The sequence below is a fragment of the Catenulispora sp. EB89 genome, assembly GCF_041261445.1.
Classification (GTDB): domain Bacteria; phylum Actinomycetota; class Actinomycetes; order Streptomycetales; family Catenulisporaceae; genus Catenulispora.
The window spans coordinates 377,775-398,129 of record NZ_JBGCCU010000002.1; the positions used below are offsets into that span (position 1 = coordinate 377,775).

Annotated in this window: 15 protein-coding genes; 9 read left to right on the forward strand and 6 right to left on the reverse strand. The window is 70.9% G+C overall.

The genetic code is table 11. The features are described 5' to 3' along the window. Positions 1–132 precede the first annotated feature (132 nt). The gene (locus tag ABH920_RS05240; RefSeq protein ID WP_370347355.1) at positions 133–645 is read right to left on the reverse strand and encodes a DivIVA domain-containing protein; all 513 of its coding nucleotides are present in this window, start codon (positions 643–645) and stop codon (positions 133–135) included. Between the two features lie 175 nt (positions 646–820). On the opposite strand from ABH920_RS05240, the gene folP reads away from it, so the two are divergent. Then, positions 821–1,636, forward strand: a complete 816-nt coding sequence (gene folP / locus ABH920_RS05245; RefSeq protein ID WP_370347998.1) for a dihydropteroate synthase — start codon at positions 821–823, stop codon at positions 1,634–1,636. Between the two features lie 279 nt (positions 1,637–1,915). Beyond that, positions 1,916–3,868 (forward strand): cell wall-binding repeat-containing protein, encoded by a 1,953-nt coding sequence (locus ABH920_RS05250; RefSeq protein WP_370347357.1) that lies wholly within the window; start codon positions 1,916–1,918, stop codon positions 3,866–3,868. A 225-nt stretch (positions 3,869–4,093) separates the two neighbouring features. Here the strand turns inward: ABH920_RS05250 and ABH920_RS05255 are convergent, their stop codons facing one another. The 4 genes from ABH920_RS05255 to ABH920_RS05270 form a co-directional block, all read right to left on the reverse strand. After that, positions 4,094–4,867: a TIGR00730 family Rossman fold protein gene (locus ABH920_RS05255; RefSeq protein ID WP_370347359.1), complete on the reverse strand. Its 774-nt coding sequence runs from the start codon at positions 4,865–4,867 to the stop codon at positions 4,094–4,096. 104 nt (positions 4,868–4,971) lie between these two features. Continuing rightward, entirely contained in the window at positions 4,972–6,150 is a 1,179-nt protein-coding gene (locus ABH920_RS05260; RefSeq protein ID WP_370347361.1) for an alpha/beta hydrolase, read from the reverse strand. Positions 6,151–6,316: 166 nt separating this feature from the next. Next, positions 6,317–7,432 (reverse strand): succinyl-diaminopimelate desuccinylase, encoded by a 1,116-nt coding sequence (gene dapE / locus ABH920_RS05265; RefSeq protein WP_370347363.1) that lies wholly within the window; start codon positions 7,430–7,432, stop codon positions 6,317–6,319. Between the two features lie 20 nt (positions 7,433–7,452). Then, positions 7,453–8,304: a 2,3,4,5-tetrahydropyridine-2,6-dicarboxylate N-succinyltransferase gene (locus ABH920_RS05270; protein WP_370347365.1), complete on the reverse strand. Its 852-nt coding sequence runs from the start codon at positions 8,302–8,304 to the stop codon at positions 7,453–7,455. A gap of 91 nt (positions 8,305–8,395) precedes the next feature. Between ABH920_RS05270 and ABH920_RS05275 the strand changes: the two genes are divergently transcribed. The 7 genes from ABH920_RS05275 (at position 8,396) to fxsT (ending at position 19,271) form a co-directional block, all read left to right on the forward strand. Beyond that, entirely contained in the window at positions 8,396–9,340 is a 945-nt protein-coding gene (locus ABH920_RS05275; protein WP_370347367.1) for a hypothetical protein, read from the forward strand. A 19-nt stretch (positions 9,341–9,359) separates the two neighbouring features. Beyond that, a complete protein-coding gene (locus ABH920_RS05280) occupies positions 9,360–9,980 on the forward strand; it encodes an HAD family hydrolase (protein ID WP_370347369.1) in 621 nt (206 codons plus the stop codon). Between the two features lie 136 nt (positions 9,981–10,116). After that, a complete protein-coding gene (locus tag ABH920_RS05285; protein WP_370347371.1) occupies positions 10,117–10,857 on the forward strand; it encodes a hypothetical protein in 741 nt (246 codons plus the stop codon). 575 nt (positions 10,858–11,432) lie between these two features. Beyond that, positions 11,433–11,630, forward strand: a complete 198-nt coding sequence (locus tag ABH920_RS05290; protein WP_194915996.1) for a hypothetical protein — start codon at positions 11,433–11,435, stop codon at positions 11,628–11,630. A gap of 15 nt (positions 11,631–11,645) precedes the next feature. Further along, positions 11,646–14,021, forward strand: a complete 2,376-nt coding sequence (locus ABH920_RS05295) for an FxsB family cyclophane-forming radical SAM/SPASM peptide maturase (RefSeq protein WP_370347373.1) — start codon at positions 11,646–11,648, stop codon at positions 14,019–14,021. A gap of 110 nt (positions 14,022–14,131) precedes the next feature. After that, positions 14,132–15,298, forward strand: coding sequence for a TIR-like protein FxsC (locus tag ABH920_RS05300; protein WP_370347375.1), 1,167 nt, complete (start codon positions 14,132–14,134; stop codon positions 15,296–15,298). Beyond that, entirely contained in the window at positions 15,288–19,271 is a 3,984-nt protein-coding gene (gene fxsT, locus ABH920_RS05305) for an FxSxx-COOH system tetratricopeptide repeat protein (protein WP_370347377.1), read from the forward strand. Before ABH920_RS05300 ends, fxsT begins: the two co-directional genes overlap by 11 nt. A 179-nt stretch (positions 19,272–19,450) precedes the next feature. Here fxsT and ABH920_RS05310 read toward each other — a convergent pair whose 3' ends face one another. Next, positions 19,451–20,350 (reverse strand): alpha/beta fold hydrolase, encoded by a 900-nt coding sequence (locus ABH920_RS05310; protein ID WP_370347379.1) that lies wholly within the window; start codon positions 20,348–20,350, stop codon positions 19,451–19,453. Positions 20,351–20,355: the final 5 nt, after the last annotated feature.

The window sequence follows — 20,355 nt, forward strand, 5'->3', positions numbered from 1 at the left end:
CAGCTACCGACACCGGCACACCTACCGGCACCGAAGCCGGCACCCCACCGACACCAATACAGTCACCGGATACTGCGACGGCCGGCCCCCCGTGGGGACCGGCCGTTCCGATGAGCTGAAAAACCGAAGACCCTATTGGTCGTTCTCCGGCCGCCGGTACCAGGCCGCCAGCGGGTTGCCGTCCTCAGGGTTCTGACCGTCCGCCGGACCCGGCTCGCCCGCGCCGGGCGCCACGCCCACGCCGGGGCCGAAGCCGGGCTGCACCACGGCCGTCGCGGTCGCCGCGCCGGACCCGCCCTCGACACCGGTCACCGCGTCCTGGACCCGCGCCACCGGCTCGTAGCCGACGCCCTCGCCGAACCGGCTGTCGGCCGGCCGCGTCAGGTCGGCGATCAGCCGGTCCCGGTGGTCGATCTCGGCGGCGAGCCGGTCCAGCAGCCGGTCGACCTGGTCCATGCGGTAGCCGCGGAACCCGACGGCGAAGCGGGCGCCGTCGATGTCCTCCCGGCCCAGCTGCCGATCGTCGGCCAGCGCGGGCTCCGGACGGTCCTGGCGCGGGTCGTCCAGACCCCCGCCACGGCCCGCGGCCACCCACGCGATCGCACCGAACACCGCCGCGACGACCAGAAATTGGAAGTACAGCACGCGGACATCGTGCCATGCCCGGCCCCGCGCCGTCGCCGTTAGGCTGATCTCCATGTCATCGAACGCGGACGGCGCCGCCGGCGACCGCACCGAGAACGCCCCGCCGCCGGCCGCCGTCCCGCAGGGCACGCTGCGCCTGGGACCGTACGAGTACCGCCCCGACCAGCGGCTCGTGATGGCGATCGTGAACCGGACCCCGGACTCGTTCTACGACAAGGGCGCCACCTTCGGCGACGCCGCCGCGCTGGACCGCGTGGAGAAGGCCTTGAGCGACGGCGCGGATCTGGTGGACATCGGCGGCGTGAAGGCCGGCCCCGGCGACGTCGTGGACACCGCCGAGGAGATGCGCCGGGTGGTCCCGTTCGTCGCCGAGGTCCGCAAGCGCTTCCCGGAGGCCGTGATCTCCGTGGACACCTGGCGCGCCGAGGTCGGGGACGCGGTGTGCGCCGAGGGCGCGGACGTCCTGAACGACGCCTGGGGCGGCTGGGACCCGCGGCTGGCGGAGGTCACGGCCCGGCACGCGGTGGCGCTGGTGTGCACGCACGCCGGCGGCGTCGAACCGCGCACCCGCCCGCACCGCATCGGATACCCCGACGTGATGGCGGACATCCTGGAGCGCACCGTCCACGGCGAGGCCGAGCGCGCGGCGGCCCTGGGCGTCCCGCGCGACCGCATCCTGATCGACCCCGGCCACGACTTCGGCAAGAACACCCGCCACTCGCTGGAGGCCACGCGGCGCCTGGCGGACATGACGGCCACGGGATGGCCGGTGCTGGTGTCGCTGTCGAACAAGGACTTCGTCGGCGAGACCCTGGACCGCCCCGTGAAGGAGCGGCTGATCGGCACGCTCGCCACCACCGCGGTGTCGGCGTGGCTCGGCGCGCGGGTGTACCGGGTGCACGAGGTCGCCGAGACCCGGCAGGTGCTCGACATGGTCGCGGCGATCCAGGGGCTGCGGGAGCCGGCGGTCGCCAAGCGGGGTCTGGCGTAGGACCCGGGAGCACCACACCCGAGACCTCGCACTTTCCGGGCGAAACCGACACATCACCCTGTCATCAACCCATTGACAGGAAAGTCCCAGCTCAGAGATCGAATCGTTACACCTTTTCGGCGATCTCAAGGTGTGGACGCCGTTTAGGCTGATCATCGGCGTCACCGCCTCCAGGGGGAATCGAGAACATCGAACCGAGGGGGAATAGCGCGCCGCCGTATCGGACGGCGGCGCCGGGAGGCGTCCGCTTCCTTCTCGGTCGAAAGAGCACCGCTACTCATGGCTCACTTCAGCCTGCGCAAGTCCCTTGCGCTCACCGCCGTCCTGGCCACCTCGGTCGGGGCCGTGCTGGCCACCTCCGCCTCGGCGAACGCCACCACCATGGGCAACCCGGGCAGCCCGGTCACCATCACGGCCGACGGCACGATCAACGTCGTCGGCGGCGGGACCGTCAGCCTGCCGGCCGGCGCGCACGACGTGTCCTGGGCCGGCCAGGCCGGCCGGTTCGCCTTCATCGGCGCGGACAACGGGATCTACACCGCCGACTACAACGGCGCGAACATCATCAAGATCGCGCAGGGCTCCGCCCCGTCGCACACCGTGTGGGACGCCTCCAGCCTGACCGTCTACTGGACCGAGGGCAGCGGCGTGAACGCGCGGATCGTCGGCGTGCCCGCCAGCGGCTCCGCCGCGAACGTCCCGTACCCGGTGGACGGCGTGATCCAGAACCGGCCGGCCGACACCGGCCTGAGCAACGCCGACGTGGCCGGGGACTTCAACGCCTCGATGGTGTTCCAGACGACCGACGTCATGAACCACGACGGCATCTCGGTCGCGTCCTACAACGCGCAGGGCCAGCAGGTCCTGACCCAGATCGTCGCCCCCGGCGACCTCTGGACCGGCGGCACCACCCCGACCATCTCCCCCGACGGCCGCACCGTGGTGTTCGTCCGCGACGACGCCACCAACAGCAAGCAGCTGTTCGCCTCGACCCTGAGCAACGGCGCGTGGTCCGCGCCGAAGCAGATCACCTGGGGCCCCGGCGACCACACCGCCCCGATCTTCGAGGGCGACAACGCCACCGTCGCCTTCGAGGCCGCGGGCGCGACCTTCCAGATCAGCGTGGCGGCCGGCCTGGCCTCGACGCAGGCGAACCCGACCCCGGAGACCAAGATCTCGGACCTGTCCGGCGGCCTGGCCGTGCGCACCGACAGCCCGGCGTTCGTCCACCGCCTCGGCGGCTTCGACCGGTTCGCGACCGCCGTGCAGGTCTCGCAGCAGCAGTTCCGCACCGCCGGCGCCGGCTCCGACCAGCGCTCCCAGGCGCAGGCCGTGGTGCTGAGCCGCTCGGACGAGTTCGCCGACGCGCTCGGCGGCTCGGCGCTGGCCGCGCACAAGAACGCGCCGCTGCTGCTGACCGAGACCGCCTCGCTGAACGCCGCCAGCCGCGCCGAGATCCAGCGCGTGCTGCCGGCCGGCGGCACGGTGTACGTGCTCGGCGGCGAGCAGGCGATCTCGCCGAACGTCGCCAACCAGCTCGCCGGGCTCGGCTACCACGTGCAGCGCATCGGCGGCTACGACCGCTTCGAGACCGCGGTGGACATGGCGAACATCTACGCGCCGAACGCCACCCAGGTCCTGACCGCCACCGGCATGAACTTCCCGGACGCGCTGTCCGCCGGCGCCGTGGCCGCGCAGGCCAACGGCATGGCGGTGCTGCTCACCGACGACACGGCCATGCCCGCGGTGACCGCGGACTACATCGCCTCCCGCATCAACGGCCACAGCCTGGCCTACCTCGCCGCGGTCGGCGGCCAGGCGGACAAGGCGCTGGCCGACGACGGCTTCGGCGGCTACGACAAGTTGGGCGGCGCGGACCGCTACGCCACGTCCTACAACGTCGCCTCCCACCTGTTCTCCGGCTTCACCGCCGTCGGCATCGCCACCGGCACGGACTGGCCGGACTCGCTGTCCGGCGGCGCGCTGATGGGCCGCTACGGCGGCCCGCTGGTCCTGGTCGACCCGACCTACGGCATCAACCCGGCCGAGTACACGCTGTTCGACGCCAACCGCGGCTCGGACAACTTCGGCTACGTGTTCGGCGGCGACCTGGCGCTGCCCGCGCGGATCGACAACCAGCTGGCCGCGGCGATCGACACCGCGACCGGCAGCTCGCACGTCGCCGCCGGAGGCGTCGCGACGCTGTCGACGCCGAACCTGACCGCCAAGTAGGACCGGCGCTCAGGTAGTAGCAGCGCACTTACGTAAGGCCGGCGCATAGGTAGGACCGGCGCATAGGTGAGCCTGGCGCTTAGGTGCGCAACGCCAAAGACGAAGACGAAGACGAAGACGAAGACGAAGACGAAGACGAAGACGAAGACGAAGACTCGGCCGCCGGAGCATCCCGCTCCGGCGGCCGAGTCTGTTGTCGACGAGTCCGTTGCCGAAGAGGGAGCCCTAGCCCCGCTCCCCCGGCTTCCCCATGATCGCGACCGCCTCGTCCGGGTCGTCGACGAGGTGGATCAGGTCCAGGTCGCCGGGGGCGATCTTGCCCGCCGGGACCATGGTGTCCCGGATCCAGTCCACCAGCCCGCCCCAGAATGCGCGGCCGACCAGGACCACCGGGAACGACGTCACCTTGTGCGTCTGCACCAGGGTGAGGGCTTCGAAGAGCTCGTCCATGGTGCCGAAGCCGCCGGGCAGGACCACGAAGCCCTGGGAGTACTTCAGGAACATGGTCTTGCGGACGAAGAAGTAGCGGAAGTTGATGCCCTGGTCGATGTAGCTGTTCAGGGACTGCTCGAAGGGCAGCTCGATGCCCAGGCCCACGGAGCGGCCGCCGGCGTCGAAGGCGCCCTTGTTCGCCGCCTCCATGGCGCCCGGGCCGCCGCCGGTGATGACGGTCCAGCCGGCCGCCGCCAGGCCGCGGCCGATCTGCTCGCCGACCAGGTACTCGGGGCTGCCGTTCGGGGTCCGGGCGGAGCCGAACACGGTGATGGCCGGGCCGGTGCGGGCCAAGGAGTCGAAGCCCTCGACGAACTCGCCCTGGATGCGCAGCACGCGCCAGGGGTCCTCGTCCTTCCAGTCCTTGCCGTAGGCATGGTCGAGCAGCTTCTGGTCGGCAGTGGCCGCCGGCAGCGGCTCCTGTCCCCGCCGCCGGGTCACCGCCCCCACGAAGCGCTCGGTGAACTTGCTGCCCGTCCCGTGTCCGTTGCCGCTGCCTTGACTCATAGTCGGCACACTACCGGCCGGGGTTGACCGGGCGACGGCTGACAGGCGACGAGCACGCCGCGCCCGGCCGACGTGCCGTGGCCTGCGGCAGGACCCCGGACCGGTCAGGACTGCGGGTGCACCTGCTCCAGGTGCTGGCTCAGCCAGCCGTAGGCCTGCGGCAGCCACTGCTTCCACACCGCGGTGTTGTGCGAGCCGTGGTCCTTCTTCAGCACGTCCACCACGTCCGGGGCGACCTGCTGCAGCGACAGCGCGTCGGAGAGCACGCTGCCGTGCGCGTCCTCGGCCGAGGCCGCGGCCAGCAGGGACACCGGCGGGTTGGGCTTGTGGTTCTGCAGGATCCACAGAGTGGAGTTCTGGTCGGCGAACGTCGCGCCGTACTTGGAGACGTAGCCGCCGGGCCGGATGTCGCCGCTCATCTGGACCGCGGCGCTGAACAGCTGCGGGTACTGGACCAGCAGCTTGCCGGCGCACAGGCCGCCCTCGGAGTAGCCCATCATGCCCCAGCCGGAGCGGTCGGTGGTGACCCGGAAGCTGCGCTCGATCATGTTCTTGACGTCGTCGGTGATGTAGGTCGCCACCTGCGGGCCGCCGGGGATGTCGGTGCAGTCCGTGTTCACGCCCTTGACCGGGGAGATGTTCACCGCGACCAGCACGAACGGCGTGGAAGCGTGCTGCTGGAGCAGCGTGCCCAGCTCCTTCTGCCCGGCCATGTTGCCGAACCAGGTCTGCGGGGTGCCCGGGTAGCCGGGGAAGAGCAGGACGACCGGGAAGGCGGCGTTCGCGTACGCCGGGTCGTTGTACTGCGGCGGGGTCCAGACGATCACGTCGTTCGTGCCGCCCAGCCCGGACTTGGGCCCGACGAAGCTGGTGACCACCGCGTCGTCGCCGTACTTCTTGAACTCCTGCGTGGGGCCGGCCGGCCGCTGGCGCGGCACCACCGGGACCACCTGGCCGCGACCGCCCTGGGCCCGGCCGTCGGTCAGGTCGCCGCCGGTGATCGGGGTGCCGGCCGCCGCGGTGTTCTCGTGGATGATGACGCCCGGGCTGCCGGTGTCGCCGAGCAGGTCGTCCCAGGACGCGTAGAGCCCGTAGTAGTTGTTGACGATCACGCCGCACAGCAGGATCGCCATGACCTGACTCACGCCGATCATCGACAACCGGGCGGCGGCGCGCACCGGGCGCGGGCCGCGGATGCGGTTCCACAACAGATACGTGCCGATCGGCGCGGCGACCGCCAGAAGGATCGCCGTCACCGTCATCGGCCAGCCGGTCGGGCTCATCGAAACTTCGGACCTCTCGGAACTTGCCTGGACAGCCGGGGCGTTCACGGGCTCCCATGGTCGTCCGGGGAGCTGCTCCGCCGCTGGTAAGACGCTGTTGAGTCCCAACCGGTTGCCTCCGGCGCGCATCTGTTGTGACGAGGTGCGCGCCGCCGCGGGTGTCAGGTCACGAGGCGGAGCCGAGCCAGCTTCTCATCCGCTCCGCGCATCGAACAACTTGCCCCAAGTCCACTGATTCATCGGGTTTGTGGGCCAGGGATCCGTCTCCCGGGCCGTAGTTCACGCCCGGAACGCCAAGTTCGGCGAACCGCGCGACATCGGTCCACCCGAATTTCGCCGTGGGTTCGGCGTCCGTTCCCGCCATCACCGCGCCGACGAACTCCGCCGCCAACGGCAGGTGCAGTCCGGGACGCGCGGCCGGGGCCGAGTCCGTGACGACGATCTCAGCGTCCAGATCCGCGAAGACCTCCCGGACGTGACGTTCCGCGTCGTCCTGACTGCGGTCCGGCGCGAAGCGGAAGTTCACGGTCACCGCGCACTCGTCGGGGATCACGTTGCCGGCCACGCCGCCGGTGATGCCGACCGCGTTCAGGCCCTCGCGGAACTCCAGGCCCTCCACCTCGACCCGGCGCGGCTGGTACTCGGCGAGCCGCCGCAGCGCGGCGCCGGCCTTGTGGATCGCGTTGTCGCCGAGCCAGGAGCGCGCCGAGTGCGCGCGGGCGCCGCGGAAGGTCAGCCGGGCCCGCATCGTGCCCTGGCAGCCGCCCTCGACGATGTTGTTGCTCGGCTCCAGCAGGACCGCGAAGTCGGCGGCGAACCACTCGGGCCGGGTGCGGATCAGCCGGCCCAGGCTGTTGCGCTCGGCCTCGACCTCCTCGCACTCGTAGAAGACGTACGTCACATCTCGGTTCGGCTCGGCGAGCGTGGCGGCCAGCACCAGCTGCACCGCGACGCCGGCCTTCATGTCGGACGTGCCGCAGCCGCGCAGCGTGCCGGTCTCCCAGTCGCCTTCCAGCAGCGAGGGCACGTTGCGGCGGCCGGTGCCGTCGACCGCGATCGGCACCGTGTCCAGGTGTCCGGCCAGGATCACGCGCTCGGCGCGGCCGAGGTTGGTGCGCGCCAGCACCGAGTCGCCGTCGCGCAGCACCTCCAGGTGCGCATGAACGCGCAGCGCCTCCTCGATCGCGTCGGCGAGCGCCTTCTCGTTCCCGCTCTCGGATTCGATGTCGACGAGCGCCGCGGTGAGGCGGGCCGCGCTCTGCGTGAGGTCCAGGCCGGACATCTGTCGGTCGCTCCCCGTCCTCAGCCGGTGAACCCGTTGTCGCGGAGCATGTCGTTGATCTGCAGCTTGTCGTGCGTCTCGCCGGGCTCCAGGCGGCGCAGCACCAGCAGGCAGGGAGTGGTGAACTCCCCGCCGGGGAACTTCTTCACCCGGGTCGAGCTGACGCACACCGACCAGGCCGGGGCCTCGCCGCGCGGCAGTTCCTCGCCGGTCTCGGCGTCGAACACCCGCATCGACTTGGTGAGGTTGGTGCCGGAGCCGAGCTTGGCGCCCCGGCGGACCCGGGCGCCCTCGACGACCATCGAGCGGGAGCCGATGAAGCAGTCGTCCTCGACCACGACCGGGACGGCGTTGGCCGGCTCCAGCACGCCGCCGATGCCGACGCCGCCGGAGAGGTGGACGTTCTTGCCGATCTGCGCGCAGGAGCCGATCGTGGCCCAGGTGTCGAGCATCGAGCCGGAGTCGAGGTAGCCGCCGATGTTGATGAAGCCGGGCATCACGATCGAGCCGGGGGCCAGGTAGGAGCCCCAGCGGACGACCGCGCCGGGGACCACGCGGGCGCCGTTGAGGTCGGTCTTGAGCGGCATCTTGTCGTGGTACCGGAAGTCCCCGGCGTTCGACTCGACCATGTCCAGGACCTTGAAGGAGAGCAGGATCGCGCGCTTGGCCCGCTCGTCCACCACGACCTCGTCACTGGCCTGGTCCACGAACGCCGCCCGCGCGGTGCCGGCGTCGATCAGGTCGACGGCCTCCACCACGGCCTTGCGGGCGTCGGAGTCCGCCGGGCTCAGCTCCGAGCGGCGCTCCCACAGCTCGTCGATGACGGCCGAGATCGGGGAGGCGAAATCCTGGGGGGTCGGTGCGTTCGTCATGGCCACCACGATATGTGTTTCAGCTACGGTGGCCTGGCGGTGTTCACACCGCAGGACGGATCTCAGACATTAGCGGACGGAACAGGACGGTATGGGTCAGAGAGGCCGCCCCCGAGGCAGGCAGGAACAGGCGCCGCGCAAGTCCCGGCACATCGGCGCGTGGGTAGTGACCGTGCTGCTGATCGGCGTGCTGGGCGCCGGAGGGCTCTTCGTGTACCGCGCGTTCACCGGCGGGCTCTCCTCGGAGAACTGCACAGCCGTCGGCGCGGACGGCCAGTCCTCCCAGATCTCCAACGAGCGGATGGCGAACGCGGCGACGATCGCCGCGGTGGCGCGGGCCAAAAGCCTGCCGGAGCGCGCGACGATAATCGCTCTGGCCACGGCCGAGCAGGAGTCGAAGATCCAGAACCTGACCGGCGGCGACCGCGACTCGCTCGGGCTGTTCCAGCAGCGGCCTTCGCAGGGCTGGGGCACCACGGACCAGATCATGGACCCCGTGTACTCCACCGGGCAGTTCTTCCACGCGCTGCTGAACGTGAACAACTGGGAGAGCATCTCCGTCGGCAAGGCCGCGCAGTCCGTGCAGCGCAGCGCGGACTCCTCCGGCGAGTCCTACGGGCAGTGGGAGGAGATGGCCACGGTCCTGGCCACCTCGCTGGACGCCAAGTCCGGCACCTCGCTGACCTGCACCTACAACGACCCGAAGGCCGCCGCCGAGACCCCGGGCTCGAACGGCCTGACGCCGCGCGCCTCGGCCCTGGGCCAGGCGCTGGTGAAGCAGTTCAGCGCGAACGGCGCCAACGCCGCTCCTCAGTACTCGCACACCAGCGACGGGCTGACGCTGCGGATAGCGTCCAGCAACGGGCTCTTCGACCCGCACGTGATCGCCGACTGGGCGGTCGCCTCGGCGAAGAACCTGACGGTGGACAAGGTCCAGTACGCCGACCAAGTGTGGACCCGCTCCTCCGGCAAGTGGAACTCGGCCTCCCCGGTGGCCGCCGGGACCGTCGAGGTCTCGGTGGTGAAGGGCGGCTGAGGCCTGGCACGCTGGGGCGATGACATGGATCGTGTTCGACTACGGCGAGGTCATCGCCCAGCGGCCGACACCGGAGGCCTTCGCGCGGCTGGCTGAGTCCGCGGAGGCTCCGGCTGCCGGTTTCACGGACGGCTACTGGCGGTTTCGCGACAAGTTCGACCGGGGCATGGACGCCCTGGAGTACTGGCAGGCGGTCGGCGACCGGGCCGGGGTCGAGGTCGGACCGGCGCAGGCCCGGAAGCTGAACGCCGCGGACGTCGAGCTGTGGAACACCCTCGACCCGCGGTCTGTGGCGTTGCTGGCCGAACTCGCGGCCGCCGGGCGGCGGCTGGCCTTGCTGTCGAACGCGCCGGTCGCGCACGGCACCGCGTTCCGGTCCCGGGAGTGGGCCGCGCCGTTCGAGCACTTCGTGATCTCCGGCGAGGTGGGGATCGCCAAGCCGGATCCCGCGATCTGGCGGGTCCTGCTGGACCGGCTCGGCGCGCCGGCCGGCGAAGTGCTCTTCCTGGACGACCGCGAGGTGAATGTCGCCGCGGCGCGGGAAGCCGGGATCAAAGCTTTCGTGTTCACCGGCGCCGACGATGCCCGGCGGCACATCGCGGAATTCGACGAGGAATTCCACTCTCCGACCGGGTTCTGATATCCAACGACTCGATCATTATCCGCAGATATTACATTCCCTTTACTCCCATCAGCGTTTCCCGGAGCGGGGTTCATCCGTTGGGCAGGGAGCTGTCGCGTCGACGTGGCAGCCCCGATCCTAGGAGAACCAGGCAATGAGCACCTTGAGCACCACGGTCCGGCGCGGCCTGGTCGTCACGGCGGCCGCGATGGCCGCCGGTCCCGTCGTCGGCGGCGTCGCCTCCGCGACGACCGGACCGACGACCAGCGCCCCGCTGGACGCCGCGCCGATCTCGACCGCTGCCGCAGACGCCTCCCAGCTGGCCACCGCGCCGCTGCCGGTGACCCGCTCGGCCCTGCCGCTGGCCGGCGGGCTCGGCTCGATCATGCCGCTGAACGGCGGCCTGGCCGCCCCGGTCAGCGGCCTCACCGGCGGCCTTCCGCTGAGCAACCTGGCCGGCGGGCTGCCGGTGAGCGGCCTGGCCGGCCAGCTGCCGGTAGTCGGGCCGATGGCCCAGAACCTGCCGGTGGTCGGCCAGCTGACCGGCGACCCGGCGCCGACCTCGCCGAACGCCGCCGCGGTCGGCGAGCAGGCGGCCTCGGACCTGAAGGCGTCCTTCCCGCCCCCGCACATGCCGACCCCGCCGGCCCTGATGACGCCGGCACACGCCGGCACCCGCAGCCGGACCGTCTCGCCGGTGGCGCCCGCGGTCACCGCGCCGGTCGGCGGCTACGCGATCCCCGCCGCGTCGGCCCAGCCGCCGGCGGCCGCGGCCCAGCCGCAGAGCTCGCTGCCGCTCATGGGCCAGCTGCCTACCGGCAACCTGCCGGTGGTCGGCGGGCTGACCTCGGGTCTGCCGGTGGGCAGCCTGACCGGGCTGCTCGGCCACTTCTAGGCCGGTTCCGGGCCGAAGCGGGCTCGCGGGCTCGAATCGGGCTCGCATCAGGCTCGAATCGGGGCCGGGTCCGCTTCACTTCCGGACCGATTGCGGCCCTGTCGCAGCCCGGTTCCGACCCGAATCCAGGCTGGATCCGGTCGGCTCCGGTCGGCTCCGGTCGGCTCCGACTGACGGCGGCGATCGGCGCGGAATCGGGGCCGGGTTCGCTTCGCTTCCAGCCGATTCCGGACATGTTCCGGCCCCGTTCCGGCCCGAATCCAGGCCGGCTCCGGTCGGCTCCAGCCACCGGCGGCGGTCGGCGCGGCGGAAGCGGCGCCGACTTCTGAAAGCCTTCCCTAAGACCCCTGGCATGCGCTTGAGCGTGCCAGGGGTCTTTCGCGCGCCGGCGGTGCGGCCATACGGGGGATTTCCGTCTGTCCGCTTGATCAGCGCGCTCTGATGTCACATAACCTGATGACAAGAGGAATCCCTCCTAGGAGCGATTATCCGCAACTCTTCGCATGCGGGCGCCGCGAAGGCGCAATGAATCGCCATGCCTGACAACGTGTGAACCGCCCCACCGGGAGCCACGGATGAAGCACCGCCACGGCAAGACGACAGGTGTCAGCTCGGGTCTGGTGGACCTGGCCGAGCAGTCCCTGGCCGATGTCTCGCGCTCGGTCTCGGCCGGCGAGGTGCGGTCCGAGGACGTCGACCGGCGCATCAGCCCGCCGCGCGACGGGGGGACCGCGACGGTGCCGGTGGCCGCGTCGTTCAACTCGGCCGTGTGACGGAAGGGCGGTGCCATGACGTCCGCGCCCGCGTTCCGGGAGTTCGTCCTGAAGGTGGCGAGCCGATGCGACCTGGCTTGTGACCACTGTTACGTGTACGAGGCCGCCGACACCTCGTGGCGTCACAAACCGCGGTTCATGTCCGAACAGACCGTGCGCCGCACCGCCGAGCGGATCGCTGAGCACGCAGCCGCGCATCGGCTTCCCGCTGTCGCCTTGGTCCTGCACGGCGGAGAGCCGCTGCTCTTGGGGCCGGCACGCATGCGGGAGGCGCTGAGGACGCTGCGCGAGGTCATCGAGAGCGCGGGCTGTGCGGTGGATCTGCGTGTCCACACCAATGGGGTTCGGCTCACCGGCGAATACTGCGAGCTGTTCCGTGAGCACCGCGTCCGCGTCGGAGTGTCGCTGGACGGCGACCGTGCGGCGAGCGACCGGCACCGGCGGTTCGTCAACGGAGCGTCCAGTCATATGGAGGCACTACGCGCGGTGTCACTATTGCGCGACGACTACCCGGATATCTATGCCGGAGTCCTGTGCACCATCGACGTCCGCAACGATCCGGTGGCCGTCTATGAGGCGGTACGTGATGCCGCTCCGCCGCGCGCCGATTTCCTTCTCCCGCACGCCACGCATAGCGATCAGCCGCTGAGAGCGGATACCGGTCGGGCCGAATACGCGGACTGGATGCTCGCGGTGTTCGACCGCTGGGATGACGAAGGCCGTCCGTTCCCGATCCGTTCGTTCACCTCTGTCCTGGACGCATTCCGTGGCCTGCCGAGCGGAACCGAGTCACTGGGGCTGAGCCCGGTCGACCTTGTGGTCGTGGAGACGGACGGGGCGCTGGAACAGACGGACTCGTTGAAGGCGGCCTATGACGGTGCGCCTGATACCGGCTTCACTGTCGCCGAGCACTCTTTCGACGAGGCTTCCGCGCATCCGGGCTTCGAGGCACGGCGCCACGGCTTGGCGGATCTGTGCGAGACCTGCCGACAGTGTCCTGTGGTCGCCGTATGCGGAGGGGGACTGCGCACCCATCGCTATAGAGCTCCCTCGCAAACCGCTCCAGAGGCCGATCCCTTTGAGAACCCAAGTGTCTACTGTCGCGATCTCAAGGAACTCATCTTGGGGATCAGGACCCGGACCCAGGCATCCGTCGTCGCGCGGGTCCCCGCGCAGCGGGCCCTCGGGCTGCCGGCGGATGTGCTGCATCAGCTGGCCCACGGATACGGCGACGCCAAAGCGATCGCCCACCTGAATCGCTTCCAGCGCTCACTGCGCATACTGCTGCTCGCCAAGGTATTCGCCGCGGCGGACGGCGCCAGCGGGGCCCGGCAGGAACTCGTGGACGCCGCGGTCGCCGCGCTGACGGCCCTCGACACTGACCACAAGGACGCGCTGCACGAAGTTCTCGGGCATCCCTACACGTCGGTCTGGGCTCTGCGCTGCCTCGACGACGCGCAATCCGGCCGGGCCGATCCCGAGGACTTCGCGCACCTGGCCGCGCTGGCCGCCGCGACCGCCGTCCGCGCCGGTGTCGACGCGGAGGTCGAGGTGCCGGTACGGCGGGGTGCCGTGTACCTCCCCACGCTCGGGCGCCTGGTCGTCGGCGCCGACGCGGGCCGGTCCGTCCGGCTGCGGATCTCCGGCGGCGAGTGCGACGTGTTCGCTCTGCAGGGGTGGCAGGGCGTCCGGCGTGTGGCCCTTCCGGTGTTCTCTGGAGGAGGTATCGCCTTAGAGGACACGGACCCGTTCCGCCGGTGCCATCACTGGGAGGTCGCGCAGCGGCTGCCCGACAGTGCGGCGGCGGCGTGGACGCGCACCGTCCCTGCGGCGTGGGAACTCCTCGCGCGGGACCACCACTCCTACGCGCCGGGCATCGCCGCCGGGCTGTCGACGATCGTGCCGTTGGCGCCGTCGTTGTCGGGGCGGGCCGTCAGCTCCACCGCGCGCCGGGCCTATGGAGCGATCGGTGCGGGCCTGCCGGTACTGCGCACGGGTACCGCCGATCCGTCCGCCTCCGCATTGGCGCTCCTGATGATCCATGAGTTCCAACACGCAAAGCTCGGCGCGGTGCTGGACATGGCGGACTTGCACGATCCGCACGACACCCGTCTGTTCGAGGCTCCGTGGCGGCAGGACCCGCGTCCGTTGGAAGGACTTCTGCAGGGGACGTACGCGCATGTCGGCGTCACCGACTTCTGGCGGGTTCGCCGGTTCACCGCGCCGGACCCTGAGGAGCGCGCGCACGCGGAGGCGGAGTTCGCACTCTGGTTCGGGCACACTCTGCGCGCCACGCATGTACTGGCCGGCTCCGGTTCCCTGACGCCTCTCGGCCTACGGTTCGTGGACGCGCTGCGAACCACGTTGGAAGCCTGGACGTCCAAGGTCTGACCGCGATACGCAACGTTGACGCCACCGATTACCCCGCGCAATCCTTCAAGAGACGCAGTGTGAGAACACAGTGAAGGTCACGGGGTGACCCGCCGGTTGCAGGGGGGCGGATGGCTGTGCCGAGTCGGGCGCCGAAAGGCGCCGAACACGGGTCGGCCCCGGTCTTCTTCCTCAGCTATGCCAGGCATCACCGCGCCCCTGAGGAAAAGTCCGGAACCGCCGAGGACCCGGACCGCTGGACGCTGCGGTTCTTCGACGACCTGACGTTCGAGGTCGCGGAGCTCACCGCGCTCCCCCGGCACGCCCGGCCCGGGTTCATGGACCGGGAGCTGCGGGTCGGGCAGGAGTGGCCGCGGCGGATCTCCGAGGCGCTGGCGGCGTGCCGGGTGTTCGTGCCGCTCTATACGCCGCGCTACTTCACGTCCCTTAGCTGCGCCAGCGAGTGGTACCTGTTCCAGGCCCGGCAGAGCGCGCACGAGCTGACCTCCGGTACCCGGCCCGAGGCGATCATCCCGGTGCTGTGGCTGCCGATGCCGGACACCGACCTCCCGCCGGCCGCGCAGGCACTCCAGTTCGACCACCACACGCTCGGCGAGGCCTACGCGCGCCTGGGCTTCCTTCAGCTGATCCGGCTGGCGCGCTTCAAGGACGAGTACCAGTTGGCGATCCACGCGCTGGCGCGGGAGGTCGTGCGGGTGGCGCTGAGCGGCTCGCCGCAGGCGGCGCAGCCGGTGGACTTCACGTGGCTGCGCGGGCGCTTCGAGAGCGCCGAGGGGCTCTTCGACGCGGCGCGGGAGTTGGTGCGGCGGGTCGGGGGCCGCACGGCGCTGTCGCTGCCGGGGCGGCGGCCGCTGGCGTTACCGGCCGGGCCGGCGATCGCGGACAAGCTCGCCGCCCCGCTTACGGAGGCACTCACGGACCCGCTCTCAGAGTCGTTGTCGGACCCGCTCTCGGGCTCGCCCGGTGAGCCCTCGCCGCTCCCTGTTCCCGTGCCCGATCGTCCCGAGAGCCCGCGCGGCTCGGCGGACGAGGCCGTGGCCGCGTACGTCCGCGCCGTGCAGGCGAAACTCACCGAGTGGTTCGCCAGCCGGCCCCACCAGATCGCGTCCTCGGACTTCGACGACTTCTACTTCCGAGAGGTGCATCCCGCCGCCAAGGCGGCACTGGTCCGCCACCTGATACCCCACGCACCGGACGGACCCTCCGCGCGGCCGCCACGTCTCCGCTCACTGCCCACCGCAGAGCGACCACAAGGAGAAGCGCCCGATGTCCTCTGACCCGGACGGCACCGTCATCACCTTCTACTCCTACAAGGGCGGCACCGGCCGCACCATGGCCCTGGCGAACGTGGCGTGGGTCCTGGCCGCGAACGGCCGGCGGGTGCTGGCCGTGGACTGGGACCTGGACTCGCCGGGGCTGCACCGCTTCTACCATCCGTTCCTGCCGCCCTCGGCGTTACAGTCCGCCGGCGGGGTCATCGACCTGATCGTCGACTACGCGTGGCAGGTGCACCAGCACCGGGAGGACCGGCCGACGGACTGGCACCGGCAGGCCGCGGAGGTGGCCCGGCACACGGTGGGCATCGACTGGCCGTTCCCCGGCAACGGGGCTCTGGACTTCCTTCCGGCGGGGCGCCAGAACCGCGACTACGCCTCGGCCATGGCGCCGCGCGGCTGGGACGACTTCTACGAGGAGATGGGCGGCGGCCTGTTCTTCCAGGCGATGCGCGAGGGGATGAAGGCGGCGTACGACTACATCCTCATCGACAGCCGCACGGGGCTGTCGGACATCGCCGACATCTGCACGCTTCAGCTGCCCGACGTCCTCGTGGACTGCTTCGCACTCAGCGACCAGAACATCGACGGGGCGCTCGGTGTGGCGCGCCGGGTGCGGGAGCACTGTCTGGACCGGCCTATACGGATCCTGCCTGTACCGATGCGTGTGGATGAGGCGGAGAAGGCCAAGGCGGACGCCGGGCGCGCGGTGGTGGCGTCCCGGTTCGGCGGGTTCCCGGCCGGCATGGACGACGAGCGCCGGACGCAGTACTGGGCCTCTGTAGAAATCCCCTACCGGCCCTTCTATGCGTACGAAGAGACCCTTGCCGTGTTCGGCGACACTCCCGGCCTGCCGACCTCGCTACTGGCCGCCTTCGAGCGGCTGACCGCTGAGATCACTATGGGCCGGGTCACCGGCCTTCCCGCTATGGAGGAGAACCGAAGGCAGCGGATTCTGGAGGGGTTCACTCGGCGGCAGACCACGAAGGTCCGTCCGTTGATCCACTACGTGGCCGAGGACCGGATGTGGGCCGACTGGGTCCGGGAGATCTTGGCGCAGGTAGAGGTTCCTGCGGATCTTGTAGGAGTGGGAATCGCTATAGCAAACTCCGACACAGCGTCCTCGGCAGAAGAACCTGGAGAGCCTGAAGGGGACCGACAGATACTCGCTATAGCGTCGCATGCGTATCTGCGTTCTGCCGAGGTGCACGCCGACTTACGGCGCCTTGGCGCGAGCGCGCTGTCGGCCGAGGGACGGTCGCCACGACGGGTCACCGCGGTGCGCGTGGCGGACGTCCGGCTGCCGGCGCAGTACCAGGCGAACTCGCCGATCGACTTGGCACGGCTCAGCGAACCGGAAGCTGTGGAGACGCTGCTGCGCGCCGTGGACCGGAACGCTTATGCGCAGTGGCGCGCACGCTCTCCCGACGCCCTGCCCTCCGCCCGCGCGCACGGCCCGCGCTTCCCCGGCGTCGATCCGCGCGTCTGGAACCTGCGCGGCCGCAACGCCACCTTCACCGGGCGCGACGACGTCCTGGAGCACGTCCGCGACCGGCTGCTGCACGGCTCGGCGGCCGGTTCCGCGCCGCCGCAGGCGCTGCACGGGCTGGGAGGCGTCGGCAAGACCCAGGTCGCGCTGGAGTACGCGCACCGGTTCAAGGGCGACTACGACCTGGTGTGGTGGCTGTCGGCGGACCAGCCGGAGCTGATCCCCACCGAACTGGCCCGCCTGGCCCGGCCGCTGGGGCTCGGCCTGCGTGCGGACAGCGGCATCGCCGAGACCGCGGCGGCCGTCCTGGAGGCGTTGCGGCGCGGGGATCCGGTGCGCCGCTGGCTGCTGGTCTACGACAACGCCGACGAACCCGGGGCGGTACGGCCGTACCTGCCGGAGAGCCGGCACGGGCACGTGCTGATCACGTCGCGGAACCCGGCGTGGGCACAGGAGGCGGCGCCCCTGGAAGTCGAGGTGTTCACCCGCGCCGAGAGCGTGGAGCACCTGCGACGCCGGGTCCCGGGACTGGCCATGGAGGACGCCGGCGCCCTGGCCGTCGCGCTGGGCGACCTGCCGCTGGCCGTGGAACAGGCGGCGGCATGGCTCACCGAGACCGGCACCCCGGTCGGCGAGTACCTGGCAGAGCTCCAGCGGCAGGCATCGGCGGTGCTGGCGCTGAACCAGCCCGGCGACTACCCGGTGCCGGTGGCCACGACGTGGACGATCTCGTTCGAGGCGCTGCGCGACCGCTCGCCAGCCGCCGTGCGGCTGTTGCAGCTGTGCTCTTTCCTGGCCCCGGAGCCGGTCTCGATGTCCTTGCTGCGCTCGGACGAGATGATCCAGGCGCTGATCCCCTACGACGAGGCGCTGCGCGACCGGATGATGATCGGCCGCGTGGTCCGCGAGGTCGGGCGTTTCGCGCTGGCCCGCGTGGACGCCGCCTCCAACACGCTCCAGGTGCACCGCTTGGTGCAGTCGGTGATCCGCGCGCAGATGAGCGAGGAGGAGCAGGAACAGGCGTGCCATGAGGTGCACCGTGTGCTGGTCGGCGCACGGCCCCGCGCAGGGGACACGGACGATCCCGAGAACTGGCCGCGCTACGACCAGATCTGGGCGCACTTGGGCCCGAGCCGTGCGCGGCTGTGCGCGGAGGGCGAGACGCTGCAACTGCTCATCGACCGGGTGCGGTACCTCTGGAAGCGCGGGGAGTTGGGAGCGGCTTTAGCGTTCGCCGAAGAGGTGGCCGCGGTCTGGGTCTCGCGGGGCCGCCCGCCGGACAAGGATCCGGACCTGCTGTCGCTGCGGTTCCATACGGCGAACGTCCTGTGGTCGATGGGGCGCTTTGAGGAGGCACGTGAGATCAACGCAGAGGTGCTGCGCGCGCAGGCTGCCGCGTTGGGCAACGACCATCGGCACACCCTGATGACCGCCGGCGGCCTCGCCGCAGCACTGCGCGGGCTGGGGCGGTTCGACGAGGCGTTGGCTCTGGATGAGCAGACGTATGCGCGGTTCGCGGAGAACTTCGGAGTGGACTTCCCACAGGCGCTGTCGTCGGCGAACAACCTGGCGATCTCGTACCGACTTGTCGGGGACTTCTCCAGAGCGGCCGAGATCGACCGGGAGGTGTTCGCGCGGCGGCGCGATGTCCTGGGGACGGGACACCCGTACACCCTGAGCTCGGCGGGATCCCTCGCGCGGGACATGATCGACGCCGGCCGCTTCGCGGAGGCGGTGGAGCTGCTGCGCGCGACTTTGGAGACGTACCGCGACGTCTTGGGGGACGACTTCGCGGAGACACTCCGGACGGCGAAGAGCCTGGCGGTCGCGCTGCGCAAGTGCGGGCGTCTTGAGGAAGCGCAGGAGCTGACGGAGGCAACATACGAGCGCTACCTGCAACGCTTCGGCGCACGGCACCCCGACACCCGGGCCTGCGCCCTGAACCGCGCCGCAGACCTCGCGGCACAGGACCGCGACGCGGAGGCGGTAGCGATCAGCACGGACTGCCTGGCCCTCTACGAGGCGGAGTTGGGCGAACGCCACCCCTACACACTCGTGGCGGTGAACAACCTGGCGGTCTACGAACGCGCGGCAGGCAACGTGGCACGAGCCCGAACCCACGCCGAGCGCACACTGGCCGGCTTCGACGCGGCACTCGGCGCATCGCACCCCTTCACCCTCGCCGCAGCAGGCAACCTCGCGAACTGCCTGGCGGACGACGGAGAACTCGCGGCAGCACTGTCACTGGAGGAGCGAGTCCTGGCGGGATCGCGCGAACGCCTAGGCGACGGACACGTGTACACACTCACCGCAGAGGCGAACCACGCGGCAACACTGCGCGCGACAGGCCGCACCGCCGAAGCCGAGATGACGACAGCCCGCTGCCTCGACCGCCTCGGCGCCGCACTCGGCGAAGGCCACCCGGTGTGCACGCGGGTGCGAGGCGGGGCGCGGGTGGGGCGGGATCTGGAGGCGGCGGCTTATTGAGGTGGCCGGGCGCCAACACATCTCTGCGCAGAGCCCTGGCTCAGCACCGCGCCGGCTTGTCACTGTGCCCCCTAGCGAACGCTGCTGCTCAAGGTGGCGACTCACTCACGTGGCGACTCGCTAAGGCAGCCGTTCCCCAAAACAGCAGCTCACTCAGCCGGCGGCCGAAAGCCAGGGCGCTACCCCCCAAGCGCCACCGCCGCGTCCCACGAAACCCGCGCGCCGGACCACACGATCACCTGCGGCATCCGCAGCAGTGCGCTGAAGTGCGACGCGCGCGGTTCCAGGTCGACCGTCGCGCGGGGGATGCGCTCCCCCAGCCAGCGCGTGTGGCTTGCCGGGGAGAAGCGGTCCTCGGCTCCGTGCCAGAGGTAGACCGGGACGCGGATGTCCGCTGGGTCGAAGCCCCATGGTGCCGCGAGGGCCAGGGCGTCGTCGTACCAGCCGTCGGCTGAGTGGGACACCGCTGCTGCGTAGGCCGCTACGAGTTCGTGGCGGATGTTCGCTTGGCGGATCACCGCGCGGTCCGCGGGTTCGAGGCCTTCGTCGATGTTCGCCAGGAGGCTTGCGGGGTCGGCGCGGATGCGGGCCGCGCGGTCGTCCAGGACGCGGCGGAGGGCTTCGGGGTTCGTGAGGGCTTGGGTGTAGGCCTCGACGTTGCCCGGTGTCATGCCGGCGAACCAGGCGGTGCCCATTGCGTCGCGGGGGGCTAGGGCGACCATGGCCGCCGCCTTTGTCACGCGGTCTGGGAGCAGGGCCGCGCAGGCCAGAGCGTGGGGGCCGCCGCCGGAGCGGCCGAGGACGGCGAAGTGTTCCACGTCCAGGGCGTCAGCGACTGTGCGGGCGTCCTCCGCGACTGAGGCGACGGTGCGGCCGGGCTGCCGGTCGGAGTCGCCGAAGCCGGGGCGGTCGAAGGTCAGGAGTCGGATTCCGGACGCGTGGAGGGTCATCGGCCGCGGGACGGGGCCGAGTCTGCTGCCCGGGGTGCCGTGGAACAGCATCACCGGGGCCCCGTGGGGGTCTCCGCGCTGGGAGACCGCCAGGCGGCGGCCGTCCGGGGTGCGGACTGTGCGGATCATGGCCT

What these genes read in the sequence shown, in the direction of transcription:
- folP (WP_370347998.1), top strand. Translation starts at nt 821, where the DNA reads ATGGCGATCGTGAACCGGACCCCGGACTCGTTCTACGACAAGGGCGCC.
- ABH920_RS05250 (WP_370347357.1), top strand. Translation starts at nt 1,916, where the DNA reads ATGGCTCACTTCAGCCTGCGCAAGTCCCTTGCGCTCACCGCCGTCCTG.
- ABH920_RS05255 (WP_370347359.1), bottom strand. Translation starts at nt 4,867, where the DNA reads ATGAGTCAAGGCAGCGGCAACGGACACGGGACGGGCAGCAAGTTCACC.
- ABH920_RS05260 (WP_370347361.1), bottom strand. Translation starts at nt 6,150, where the DNA reads ATGAGCCCGACCGGCTGGCCGATGACGGTGACGGCGATCCTTCTGGCG.
- dapE (WP_370347363.1), bottom strand. Translation starts at nt 7,432, where the DNA reads ATGTCCGGCCTGGACCTCACGCAGAGCGCGGCCCGCCTCACCGCGGCG.
- ABH920_RS05270 (WP_370347365.1), bottom strand. Translation starts at nt 8,304, where the DNA reads ATGACGAACGCACCGACCCCCCAGGATTTCGCCTCCCCGATCTCGGCC.
- ABH920_RS05275 (WP_370347367.1), top strand. Translation starts at nt 8,396, where the DNA reads ATGGGTCAGAGAGGCCGCCCCCGAGGCAGGCAGGAACAGGCGCCGCGC.
- ABH920_RS05280 (WP_370347369.1), top strand. Translation starts at nt 9,360, where the DNA reads ATGACATGGATCGTGTTCGACTACGGCGAGGTCATCGCCCAGCGGCCG.
- ABH920_RS05285 (WP_370347371.1), top strand. Translation starts at nt 10,117, where the DNA reads ATGAGCACCTTGAGCACCACGGTCCGGCGCGGCCTGGTCGTCACGGCG.
- ABH920_RS05290 (WP_194915996.1), top strand. Translation starts at nt 11,433, where the DNA reads ATGAAGCACCGCCACGGCAAGACGACAGGTGTCAGCTCGGGTCTGGTG.
- ABH920_RS05295 (WP_370347373.1), top strand. Translation starts at nt 11,646, where the DNA reads ATGACGTCCGCGCCCGCGTTCCGGGAGTTCGTCCTGAAGGTGGCGAGC.
- ABH920_RS05300 (WP_370347375.1), top strand. Translation starts at nt 14,132, where the DNA reads ATGGCTGTGCCGAGTCGGGCGCCGAAAGGCGCCGAACACGGGTCGGCC.
- fxsT (WP_370347377.1), top strand. Translation starts at nt 15,288, where the DNA reads ATGTCCTCTGACCCGGACGGCACCGTCATCACCTTCTACTCCTACAAG.
- ABH920_RS05310 (WP_370347379.1), bottom strand. Translation starts at nt 20,350, where the DNA reads ATGATCCGCACAGTCCGCACCCCGGACGGCCGCCGCCTGGCGGTCTCC.